General features: G+C 69.0%; 12 protein-coding genes. 3 read left to right on the top strand and 9 right to left on the bottom strand.

Going from position 1 to position 11,232, the window contains the following annotated elements; all coding sequences use genetic code 11:
- On the bottom strand, window positions 1-331 hold a 331-nt coding region (locus ACFE7U_RS07950; protein WP_375409194.1), incomplete at its 3' end, for an ankyrin repeat domain-containing protein.
- Between the two features lie 92 nt (window positions 332-423).
- The gene (locus ACFE7U_RS07945) at window positions 424-1,260 is read right to left on the bottom strand and encodes a hypothetical protein (RefSeq protein WP_375409193.1); all 837 of its coding nucleotides are present in this window, start codon (window positions 1,258-1,260) and stop codon (window positions 424-426) included.
- A 186-nt stretch (window positions 1,261-1,446) separates the two neighbouring features.
- Between ACFE7U_RS07945 and ACFE7U_RS07940 the strand changes: the two genes are divergently transcribed.
- Window positions 1,447-2,841 carry a M17 family metallopeptidase gene (locus tag ACFE7U_RS07940; RefSeq protein ID WP_375409192.1) on the top strand — a complete coding sequence of 465 codons (1,395 nt, stop codon included), beginning with the start codon at window positions 1,447-1,449 and terminating at the stop codon, window positions 2,839-2,841.
- 50 nt (window positions 2,842-2,891) lie between these two features.
- Here the strand turns inward: ACFE7U_RS07940 and ACFE7U_RS07935 are convergent, their stop codons facing one another.
- From ACFE7U_RS07935 to ACFE7U_RS07925, 3 genes are all read right to left on the bottom strand, one after another.
- Window positions 2,892-3,761 (bottom strand): hypothetical protein, encoded by an 870-nt coding sequence (locus ACFE7U_RS07935; protein WP_375409191.1) that lies wholly within the window; start codon window positions 3,759-3,761, stop codon window positions 2,892-2,894.
- 158 nt (window positions 3,762-3,919) lie between these two features.
- Window positions 3,920-4,834 carry an EcsC family protein gene (locus ACFE7U_RS07930; RefSeq protein WP_375409204.1) on the bottom strand — a complete coding sequence of 305 codons (915 nt, stop codon included), beginning with the start codon at window positions 4,832-4,834 and terminating at the stop codon, window positions 3,920-3,922.
- A 109-nt stretch (window positions 4,835-4,943) separates the two neighbouring features.
- Window positions 4,944-6,284, bottom strand: coding sequence for an MFS transporter (locus ACFE7U_RS07925; protein ID WP_375409190.1), 1,341 nt, complete (start codon window positions 6,282-6,284; stop codon window positions 4,944-4,946).
- A gap of 311 nt (window positions 6,285-6,595) precedes the next feature.
- On the opposite strand from ACFE7U_RS07925, the gene ACFE7U_RS07920 reads away from it, so the two are divergent.
- Complete coding sequence (locus ACFE7U_RS07920; RefSeq protein ID WP_375409189.1) at window positions 6,596-7,714, top strand: PAS domain-containing protein; 1,119 nt, start codon at window positions 6,596-6,598, stop codon at window positions 7,712-7,714.
- 24 nt (window positions 7,715-7,738) lie between these two features.
- A complete protein-coding gene (locus ACFE7U_RS07915) occupies window positions 7,739-8,179 on the top strand; it encodes a response regulator (RefSeq protein WP_375409188.1) in 441 nt (146 codons plus the stop codon).
- A gap of 31 nt (window positions 8,180-8,210) precedes the next feature.
- On the opposite strand, the gene ACFE7U_RS07910 is transcribed toward ACFE7U_RS07915, so the two are convergent.
- The 4 genes from ACFE7U_RS07910 to ACFE7U_RS07895 all read right to left on the bottom strand — a co-directional run.
- Entirely contained in the window at window positions 8,211-8,957 is a 747-nt protein-coding gene (locus tag ACFE7U_RS07910) for a molybdopterin-dependent oxidoreductase (RefSeq protein WP_375409187.1), read from the bottom strand.
- Window positions 8,950-9,654, bottom strand: coding sequence for a cytochrome b/b6 domain-containing protein (locus ACFE7U_RS07905; RefSeq protein WP_375409186.1), 705 nt, complete (start codon window positions 9,652-9,654; stop codon window positions 8,950-8,952). Before ACFE7U_RS07905 ends, ACFE7U_RS07910 begins: the two co-directional genes overlap by 8 nt.
- Window positions 9,651-10,256 carry a class I SAM-dependent DNA methyltransferase gene (locus tag ACFE7U_RS07900; RefSeq protein WP_375409185.1) on the bottom strand — a complete coding sequence of 202 codons (606 nt, stop codon included), beginning with the start codon at window positions 10,254-10,256 and terminating at the stop codon, window positions 9,651-9,653. Before ACFE7U_RS07900 ends, ACFE7U_RS07905 begins: the two co-directional genes overlap by 4 nt.
- A 10-nt stretch (window positions 10,257-10,266) precedes the next feature.
- Window positions 10,267-11,232, bottom strand: a 966-nt coding sequence (locus tag ACFE7U_RS07895; RefSeq protein WP_375409184.1) for an acyl-CoA dehydrogenase family protein, incomplete at its 5' end; no start/stop codon positions are given.

Raw genomic sequence — 11,232 nt, 5'->3', positions numbered from 1 at the left:
GCGCCATCGCGACGTCGCCCTTGAAGGCAGCTCCGGCGAGCGGCGTCTGTCCGCGGTCGTTGGCGAGCTCGGGGTCGCCGCCATGGTCGAGGATGACCTTGGCCGTCTCCGCCTGCCCGTTATAGGCGGCGAGCATCAGGAGGCTGTCGCCCTTGTCGTTGCGCAGGTTGGCCGGCAGCCCCTGCCCGAACAGCTCGGACAGCTCGTCGGCGTGCCCCATCCGGGCGAACTGGAAGACGCGGCCGGCGAAGGCGAGGGTCTCGTCGTCCAGAGCCGGCGGGGACGCCGTGGTGCCGAGGGGGCCAGAACTGCTGTCGGTATCGGAATTCATGCCGGCCGTTCTCCGAGCCCCGGGGTGAGGGGTCGGATGCTTATGCCGCGTGCGGCGTACCGATTCCAGCGACCGGCACCCGGGTAGGACGCTCAGCCGCGCGGGCGATCCGCATTCGCCGTCCTCGGATCGCCGACGGTCCTGCGCTTGTCGGCCGCTGCATTGCCGGGCTTTGCCGCGAAGGCTCGAAGGGAGGCGGTATTCGCGGCAGCGACCTCCGGCGGCAGGTCGCGGCGGGAGATCTCCTCCGCCTCGGCGAGCTTGCCGCGCAGGCCGAGCACGAGGGCCAGGTTCTGGCGCACCCGGCCATCGGCTCGCGGCAAGGCTGCGGCCTGACGCAGAATGGCCTCGGCCGGCTCCAACTGGCGGCCGAGCGCGTAGGACAGGCCGAGATTGGACATCACCGAGGGTTCGTCGGGCTCGATCTTGAGGGCGGCCTCGTAGAAGGCCTGGGCGCGGCGGTGGTCGCCGAGCTGGTCCGCCACCGCCCCTTGCGCGGAAAGCACGCGCCAATCCGGCCGGGCCGGCGTATGGGCGTTCTGGAGCACGTCGGCGGCTTCGGTGAGGCGGCCGACATCGGAGAGGGCCTTTCCGTAGGCGGCCAGGACCACCGTATTCTTCGGGTTGCGCAGGGCGACCTGCTGCAGCACCGCGACGGCCTGCGGCCGCTGGTCCGTGGCGCGCAGGGCCTGCGAGTAGCGGAGCGCCAGGCCGACATCGCCGGGATCGGCGGCGTATTTCTCGCCGAGCGCATCGACGTCGCGTCGCGTCACCACGGAACGGTCCCGCCCCCCGCCGAAGAGCGACAGGGAGGGCTTTCCGATCGAGCCAGTGGTTTCGGGAGAGCGCGACTGGCACCCGCCGAGCAGGAGCCCCGCCAGGACGATGCCGAGACATGGAGCGCGCGATAGGGTGGCCAGGACTGGCATGGACCGGGGCCTAGGCGTGACCATGACGCACTCCGAACGAGCTGCCCGGTCACGCGCTTCACGCTGCCGGTCCGCTGGTGGTAGTGCGTTAACCCTAATTGGCGGTTAACCCGCCGCCTTCGATCCCGCCCTCCCACGCATCGCCGGCTCATGACCCGTCACTCGCCTGATCTCCCGCCCAGTCCCATGCCCGCCCTCCTGCCTCCCGGAACCCCTGCCGTCCCGGTGACGTGCCTGTCGAAGGAGTGCTGGCCGGCGATGCGGGAGGCCTTGGCTCCGCAGCACCGGGCCTATTGCGCGGCGGTGGATTTCGCACCGAAGGCCGGGCGGCTCGTGCTGCTGCCGGGCGAGGACGGCACGCTGGCGCGGGTGCTCTACGGCGTGGGCAAGGGAGGAGGCAATGGATTTGGCGAGCCGGGTGGCGACCGCCTGATCGCCGGCAAGCTGCCGGGGCTGCTGCCGCCGGGCAACTATCGTTTCGACGTCGAGGACGCAGCCTTCGACCCCGCCGAGGCCACCCTCGCCTGGCTGCTCGGCAGCTACCGCTTCACTCGCTACAAGACGGGACGCGCGGGCCCCGCCCTCGTGGCGCCCGATGGTGTCGACGCCGGCGAGATCGTCCGGATCGCGTCGGCCGTGGCCATGGGTCGCGACCTCGTCAACACCCCGGCCAACGACCTCGGCCCTGCCGAGATCGAGGCTGCCACGCGGGACCTCGCCGCACGGCACGGGGCCGCCCTTGCCGTCACACTCGGCGAGGACCTCGCGCGCGAGTTCCCCCTGATCCACGCCGTGGGCGCGGCCTCGCCCCGGGCGCCCCGCCTCATCGACCTGACTTGGGGGGCGCCCGATGCGCCGTTGGTGATCCTCGTCGGCAAGGGCGTCGCGTTCGATACCGGCGGGCTCGACATCAAGCCGTCGAGCGGCATGCTCCTCATGAAGAAGGACATGGGCGGAGCCGCCGCGTCGCTGGCCGCCGCCGACATGATCATGGGGGCCGGATTACCGATCCGCCTGCGCCTGCTCATCCCGGCGGTGGAGAATGCCGTCTCGGGCGACGCCTTCAGGCCCGGCGACGTGGTCCGGAGCCGGGCGGGCCTCAGCGTCGAGGTCGGCAACACCGATGCCGAGGGGCGCCTCATCCTCGCCGATGCCCTGGCGCTCGCGGATGCCGAGACTCCCGACCTCCTCATCGACTTCGCCACCCTCACGGGTGCGGCCCGGGTCGCTTTGGGACCCGACCTCCCGGCCTACTTCACCGAGGACGACGCCCTGGCCGACGCCGTGATGCGGGCCGGCGAGGCCGCCATGGACCCGGTCTGGCGGATGCCGCTGCACGCTCCCTATGCGAGCCTACTCGATTCGAAGGTGGCCGACATCAATAACGTCTCGGGCGGACCCTTCGCGGGGGCGATCACCGCGGCCCTGTTCCTGAGGCGCTTTGCACCCAAGACCAAGGCGCACGTGCATTTCGACCTTTACGGCTGGAACCCGAGTTCCAAGCCGGGCCGGCCGGAGGGTGGCGAGGTGCAGACCGCGAGGCTGGTCTACGCGTTGCTCAAGGGGCGCTATCGCGGCTAGGCTCGCCGCGTCGGCGAGTCAGCCTTGGTGGCGCAGCCTCGGCGCGACGGTTACAGCTTCCCCTCCGCAGCCTTCTTCTCAGCCGCAGCCGTCTTCTCCGCCTCCTTACGGTCCATCATGGCGACGAAGTCGTCGATCGGCTGGGCGACGAAGGCCTGCAGGTTTTCCTCGAAGGTCGCGGCGGCAGCCGCATGGGGAGGGCAGCGCTCGGGGCGGGTCTTCAGTGATTCCCGCAGCGGTGCATCGACGGGCGTCATCTCCGGCTTGAGGATCGCGACCTTCGCGTCGACGGCGGCGCGCTGCACGCCCGTCGTCTTGACGTCGCATTCCTTGATGACGTCCTGGGTCATGATGCCGAACGCATAGGCCTTCATGTGGCCATCACTCGGCATCGCGGCGGCCGGCGGGTTGGCGGGCACGCTCGCGGCTTCGCAGCGCTTGAGGGATTCCATGGCCTCGGGAAGGCCGGCGAGCTCGAACCAGGCCGGCCCATCCTTGAAGCGCAGGACGATCTTCTTGGCCGGGACGAGGCGCGCCATCATCGTGGCCGGCAGCTTGGTCGCCAGGATGGCGCCGTCGCCGGTCCAGGTCGATTTCGGATTGACGACCTTGTCGTCGATGAGGAGCGGTATCGTGACGGATTCGTCCTTGTCCCACGTCCAGTTCTGGTAGCCGAGTGAGATGGCGACGGCGTCGTCCATGAACGCGAAGACGATAGCGTTCTCGGCATTGCCGTCGTTCTTGTCCTTCCAGCTCTTGCTGACGATGCAGGGATGGTTGTCCGTCGCGCCCGCATCGCGCTCGATCTCCCAGCCCTTCACGCGCTCGAACAGAGTTCGATCGGCGGCGTGTCCAGGCGCCGCGGCCAGGGGCGACAGAAGAAGCGCCGCGAGGACGGGCACGATGGAGCGGCGGTTCATGGTCGGCCTTTGCGGGATCGGCAGCCGAAACGGCTGTCTTCAGGATCATCCCGTTGAGCGAACCACGGTCAAGGTAAAAAGACGATGGAGATCAGAAACTTCAAGCGAATCATGGTGTGCGGAGGGTTAGGCCCCTACCCTGAGGGCACAGCCCAGGATCAGGAGACGAGAGAGGCCTTCTCGATCTCGTAGGCCGCCCGGACCGTCGCCTGGCCATAGGTCCGCTCCAGCCGCCGCACCGTGAAGTGGGCTCGCGCGGTCGATTGGAAGTGATCCATGAAGGCGACGTTCACCGCCGCCCCTCCCATCGCCCCCAGGATCGGCACCGCCTGAGCCGCGACCTTCTGCGAGACGACGATGCCGAAGCGGGAGGCGATCTGCGCCGAGAAGCGGATGAGAGCCGGAGCGGCCTCGTCGAGCAGCGCCCGGTTGCCGGCGTAGCGCGCCGCCTCGGCCATGGTCTTGGCGAGAGTTGCCCGCACGGCGAAATACCCGCTGTCGCTGGGCGCCGACTCCGCCCCGGCACGGCCGCCCAGGGCGAAGACCTGGACGCAGGCCAGAGCGTTCTCGGGATTTCCGAGGTCCTCGCCCTCCTCCCTCGCGATCTCCGCGATGGAGCGCAGCATCAGGGTGGTGGAGAGCGGCAGCTCGACGGCCAGCGTCGTGAGGCCGAAGGCCCCGCCGACCGCGCCCGAAAGGCCGGCGAAGACCTTGTGCCGGTTCTCGCTCGATCCGAGCATCCAGTCGAAGCGGCCCGGCACGGGCGCCTCGATCAGGCCCTGACCGGGGGCCGGAGATGCCGCGGGGAGCGAGGCCAAGGCGATCCTGAGTGCCGTGCGCATGGCCGCTTCCGTGGACCGGGCCACCATGTCGGTGACGGGGGCCGGAAGGGCGCGGCCGATCATGTCGATGGGGGCGCCGGCGGCGGCCGAGAGCCGGGCGGCGAGGCCCGGCTTCTCCAGGGCGAGCACGGCCCGGCGTAGGGCGTCGCGATCACTAGCGGACAGGTCGGGTAGCTCGGCGGTTCGCGTCGGCAAGATCCGGGTCTCGGCCGCATGGCTGGACGGGGTGATGTCGGTCACGGTGGTGTCTCGCACGGCTGTCTCTCGCTGGTCTTCGGGAAAAGGACCGTCGCCGGTGGCAAGGCTCGCGTCCTGATTTGGTTCCGCGTCGGAACTCCGCTCACGCCTTGGCGGCGATGGCCTCCTCCTCGGGTATCGGCCCCACCGGCTCCGGCGTCGCCCTGCCCTCGCCGAGCAAGGTGAGCGCGATGCACAGGAGGGCGACGGGGATGCCGATACCGGCCGATACCGCGAAGAAGTTCGGATAGCCGAAGTAGTCGACCATGTAGCCCGAGAACCCGCCGACGAACTTGCCCGGCAGGGCGTAGAGCGAGGAGAGCAGCGCGTATTGCGTCGCCACGAAGGCGGAGGAGGTCAGGCTCGACATGTAGGCGATCAGTGCCGTGCCGGCGAAGTTGCCGGCGAAGTTGTCGATCGAGATGCTGGCGACGAAGAGCGGCGTGTCGTGGCCGTTGAGCGCAAGCCAGGAGAACATGAGGTTCGAGGCCGCCGCCGCGATACCGCCGGCCAGCAGCGTCGACTGCATCCCGAAGCGCAGCACGCAATAGCCCCCTGCGAGCGCCCCGACGATGCCGATGATGACGCCGTAGATCTTGGTGACGTTGGCGATCTCGGCCAGCGAGAACCCCTGCTCGATGTAGAACGGCTGCGCCATGACGCCGGAGATGATGTCGGGCAGCCGGTAGAGCATGATGAGTGACAGGATCAGGATGAGCCTCACCCCCTTGCGCCGGACGAGGTCGCTGAACGGCTCGACGACGGCGATCCGCAGGGTCTGGCCGACCGAACGGCGCCCGCCCGTCACCGGCGGCGAATCCTGACGCGGGGCGGCGAGCGCGCCGACGAGCCCTACGAGCATGAGGACGGCCATCGCCCCGTAGGCGGCCGACCAGCCCACTCCTTGCGCGATGTAGAGCGCTCCCGCCCCCGCGAAGGCGCGGGCCACGGCGTAGCCGAGCTGGTAGGCGCCGAGCATCACGCCCTGGCGCTCGGTGGGCGCGGCATCGATGCGCCAGCCGTCGACGACGATGTCCTGCGTCGCCGAGGCGAAGGCCGTGATGAGGGCGCAGACGACGATGAAGGTGAGTCCCTGGCTCGGCTCGCCCATGCTCATGCCGACAAGGCCGGCCGCGACGACGAGCTGCGCCAGCACCATCCAGGCTCGCCTCCGCCCGAGCCAGCGCGCGAGGATCGGCAAGTCGAGCCGGTCGATCACCGGCGCCCAAAGGAACTTCAGTGAGTAGGCGAAGGAGACATAGCTGAGGAGGCCGATGCTGGTGCGCTGGATGCCAGCGGTGGCGAGCCAGGCCGACAGGGTCGAGAACACGAGCAGGATCGGCAGCCCGCAGGCGAAGCCGAGCGCCAGCATCAGCACGACACGCGAATCCTCCACCACGTCGCGCAGGCCGAATTTCTTCGAGGGCACGAGGCCGTCAGCCATGTGATGGAACTCCCGAGGGTCTGGGGACCTTGATCCCGAACAATCGTGGCAGCCGTTGGCCCAGGCCGACGAACCATGATCGGCGTTTCTCCGGCAGAGACCTTACGATGTGATGATGCCCGGGACGCGAAGATCCGCCAGCCACAGTCACATGCCCCGTCACGAACCAGGGCTTTCGATAGCATATCCTCATCATGTCGATTGACGCGCAACGACCGGACGTTTTCAAGGTGAAGTCGGAGGGGCAGTATCCCGACGATGACATCGACGGAGGTGCGGCAGACCACAGAGGAATGGAGGCGACCGCCGGCATGGCACGACGGACGACCGACGAGACCGCGCCGGCCGGCGCGGAGCTGACCTTCGATTCAGCCGCTTTCGCTGCGGCGTTCAGCGCCAGCCTGACGCCGATGGTGGTGACCGATCCGCGCCGGTTCGACAACCCGATCGTCTGGGTCAACGATGCCTTCCTGGCTCTCACGGGTTACGGGCGCCACGAGCTGGAGGGCCACAATTGCAGCATGCTCCAGGGCGAGGACACGGATCCCGATTCGGTCCGGCGCATCAGCGAGGCGATCGCCGCAGGAAAGCCCGTGGAGGTCGAGCTCCTCAACTACAGGAAGGACGGCTCGACCTTCTGGAACGGCATGACCATCGCCCCGGTGCATGACCGTGCGGGCAAGGTGGCCTATTACTTCGCGGCCCAGGCCGACATGACCGAGAAGCACCGCCTCGAAACCGCGATGGCTCAGTCGCACGCCGAACTCGAGCGGCAGGTCAACGAGCGCACGGCGGCACTCCAAGCGGCCCTCGAGCAGAAGACGGCGCTGCTCCACGAGGTCGACCATCGGGTCAAGAACAACCTTCAGGTCATCTCGTCCCTGATGCTGCTGAAAGCCCGGCGCACGCCCGTGGGCGAGGCCCGCGATGCGCTCCAGGGCATGGCCGAACGGGTCGGCGCGCTCTCCACCGTGCATCGGATGCTGTACTCGGCCGGCGATGCGACGCGTTTCAACATCAAGGACTTCGCCGACGACTTCCTGGGCGATCTCATGGCGGGAGTGGATGGCACCCGCACCACGGTGAGTGCCGAGTTCGACGAGGTCGCCGTCTCGGCCGCCATGGCGGCGCCGCTCGCGCTCCTGGTGCACGAGCTGGCGACCAACGCCATCCGCCACGCTTTCCCGGAGAACCGTGAAGGGCGGGTCTCGATCAGTGCCAGAAGGGACGACGAGGCCCTGCATATCCGAATTGAGGACGACGGGGTCGGTCTGAGTGCCGGCCCGCCGAACCCGGCCGGGTTCGGCCGCTCCCTGGTCGAGATGGTCGTGCGCCAGTTGCGCGGCACGATCGAGTGGACGGAGCCGAATCCGGGGACGCTCGTCGCGATCCGGGTTCCCCTCGATGGGATCAAGCTCAAGGATGCTTGATTCCATGCCGACTCATTCGGCGTCATGACGTCTCTGCGCATCCTCGTGGTCGAGGACGAGGCGTTGATCGCCCTCGAACTCGGCTGGTTGCTCAGCGATCTCGGTCACGAGGTGGTCGGAATGGCGGTGGGCGCATCCGAGGCGATCGCGCTGGGACGTTCCACCCATCCGGACGTCGCGCTGGTGGACGTTCATCTCATCGACGGACCGACGGGTATCGACGTCGCCCGGGCTCTCAGTGCCGATCCGCGGATCACGGTGGTGTTCATGACCGCCAACGAGAAGCGTATCCCGGACGACTTCGCCGGTGCGCTCGGCGTGATCGCCAAGCCCTATTCCGAGCGAGCGGTCGCGGGCGTCCTCACCTACGTCGCGGCCTGCCGGGCGGGTGCGACGCCGTCCACGCAGGGGCTCGATGGCTTTCGGCCGGCCGAGGCGACGGATCGGCTAGGACTTCCCCAATGATCGGTCGAGACCAGGACGTCCCGCGAAAGCGTCAGATGCCCGCGTACCAGGGAAAACCAAGCTCGGCGACCATGCTGCCGCGTCCCTGACCAAGGCCGTCGATGCGCTCGACCGCTTCGATGCCGGTGAGGTACTTCAGGCTCTTGTAGCCGAGCTGGCGCTCGACGCGCAGACGCAGGGGCGCGCCGTGGGCGACTGGCAGGTCGGCGCCGTTCATCCCATAGGCCAGGATCGTCTGTGGGTGGAGCGCGTCGAACAGGTCGTAGCTGTCCCACCATCCGTCGACGCTGCGCATCACGATGAACCGCGCCTGTGGCTTCAGGCCGACATGGGCCAGAAGGTGGGCGAGCGGCACGCCGGTCCAGCCGCCGATCGCCGACCATCCCTGCTCGCAGCTATGCAGCGTGATCTGCGTGCGTGACGGCATCGCCCTGAGGTCGGCAAGCGAGAACGACCCGGGCCGTTCCACCAGCCCACCGACCGGCAGGCGCCAATCGGCGAAACCCGAGGTCTTCGCGCGCCGGTAACCCGGGTCGTCCGGATCGGTGGTGTTGATGGTGGGAAACACCGCGGAGATCGCCTCGGGACCGAACTCGCGGGCAAGCGGCTGACCACGCAGGAGCCAGCGCTGGACGGCGAAGGTGAGGCTGTTGCTCAGGCCGTAGGGGCTCGTGAGATCGCGCAGAGCGGGCGCTTCGCAACCGCCGACGAGGCCGGCACCCAGGAGGGTGGCCGAGCCGGTGAGCAGGCGGCGGCGCGACAGGCTGGCCTCACGCATCGGCCTGCTCCCGTGGGACCGCGAAGCGGCCGGTGATCATGGCGCGCATCAGGTTGCCCGCACCGGCGATGAAGACCTGCCCGACATGTACGACGAGGAAGAAGACGAGGAGGCAGGCCGCCATGAAGTGAATCGTGCGCGCCGATTGCCGCCCGCCGAAGAGCGTGAACAGCTCGGGGAAGGCCGCGGTGACGCCGGGCGACATCGTCAGCCCGGTGAGCACCATCAGCGGGAACAGGATGAAGATGACGACGAGATAGGCGAGCTTCTGGAGGGCGTTGTAGCGAAGGGCCTCGCGCCCCCGGGCCGGCCTGAGGCGGGCATGGTCGGCCAGCTCGCGGGCAAGGTGTCGGGGCGCCAGTTGGTCCCGGTCCGGAAGGAGCGCGCGGCGCAGATGCCCGCTGACGAGCCCGAGTACGAGGTAGGCGCCCCCGTTGAGCACCAGGATCCACCCGGCCAGGAAATGCAGGTTGCGGCCCCACCCGGTCTGTTCGAGGTTCACCGGCAGAGGCAGCACGAAGGCGGCCGGAGCGTCGTTCGCTCCGGTCTCGCCCCAGAACAGGCGCGGCAGCGCGAGCAGGATCGCCACGCCGCTGACGAGGAGCAGCACGAAGGCGACCGCGCTGGTCCAATGGGTCAGCCTCACCCAGAGCGGATGCCGGTGGACGATCGCGCGAGCGCCCGGCTCCTGCCTCATCGCGTCTCCGACGGGTCCGTACGTGCCTGCAGCACGTCGATTCGGTAGAGCGGAGCTCGCTCCTGGTGCACGACGTCGAGCCAGCCGTCTCCGAGCTTGACGACGGCTTCGGCGGCCTCGTCGCCGGTGAGGGGATAATGGGTCTCCCCAAGCCAATGCACGAGGAGGAGATGCCCGCCCGGTTCGAAGGCGGCCCGCATGAGGGCGACGCTGGCGGCGATGTCGTCGTGGCTCAGGAAATAGAGGACTTCGGACAGGACGATCAGATCGAAGCGCCCCTCCGGCCATTGCGATGGGATCGCGGCCTGTTCGAAGCGAACGTGAGCGAGATCGGCGCACCGCGCCCGGGCGGTATCGAGGGCGGACGGAGCCACGTCGAGGGCCAGGAGGCGGGTGCAGCATTGCGCGAGCCTTTGCGTCAGCACGCCGATAGAGCAGCCGATCTCGAGAGCCGACCCATAGGTCTCGCGCGGCAGGCTCGCGAGGGTCGCGTCGTACTTCTCGTGCTCGTAGGAACTCGTGGCGAAGCCCCACGGGTCGGGGTTCGAGGCATAGAGATTGGCGAAGTAGTCCGCCGGAACGGTATCGACGTGGCGGCTCATGCGCGTGGGCTCATGGAAGGGTCGGTCCGTGCCAGAGGTCGTCGGCAGGGCTTTCCGCAGCCAGCACGTAGGCGGCGGCGTGGTCAAGGGCCCGGTCCGGCCCTGGCTGGCGCAGGTACGTCGCGAGATCGCGGGAGAGCCGTTCCAGCGGATGCGGTTCGAGGAAGCCGGCGAGCCCGACTGATCGCTGGGCCCGCTCCAGCACGTCGAGGCCGGCCCGTTCCACGGCGATGCGGGCAAGGTTCACGTAGGCGATGGTTCGATCGGGATCCGCCGCCGCGTCGCCTACGAGGGCAGCTGCCCGCCCGACGAAGAGCCGCGCCGTCTCAACCGCGATCGCCGCCTCGCCGACGCGCGCCCGCTGATGCGGGTCGCCGCCGCGGCCCGTGCGCGTGAGATGCTGCCGGAGGGCGTCGAACATCGCCTCGATGCCGCCGAGCTGGACCGCCGTGAAGCGCCAAGCCCCCCCGGAGAAAGCCGGCTCGGCAAAGTAGTCGTCGGGTTCGCCGATCAGCGCGTCCGGCCCGACCGCGAGGCCCGAGAAGTCGAGGGTGCCGGAATGGGACGCCCGCATGCCGTGGGCCCGCCAGCTCGACAGACACGCCCGCTCGCCGGGTTCGAGATCGACCACCAGCATCTGCTGACGCCCGTCCGGCAGCCGAGCGGTGACGAGGGGGCGCGTGACGGAGCCCGCTCCGGACGCGAAGGACTTGCGGCCCGACAGCAAGCGTCGCTCGCCATCGCCTTCGATCGTCAGGCCGGCCTGTGGCTGCGTGTTCCAGACACCGAACAGGTGCCCGGCGCGGGCATCGGCGGCGAGGCGGTCCCTGACCGGTCCTTTCGCATAACGCAGGACCAGGGAGAGGGCGTTGACGTGACCCTCGTAGATCCGCCCGAGCGCGAGGCTGCCGCGGCCGACCTGCGCGAGGACGTCGAGCAGCACCGGCTCCGTCCCGGGTTCGTCCAGCCCGATCCC

Origin of the sequence: uncultured Methylobacterium sp. (genome assembly GCF_964251405.1) — a bacterium.
Taxonomy (GTDB): Bacteria; Pseudomonadota; Alphaproteobacteria; order Rhizobiales; family Beijerinckiaceae; genus Methylobacterium.
The sequence above is the reverse complement of the archived record's forward strand: the minus strand, read 5'-3'. Positions and strand labels throughout refer to the sequence as shown.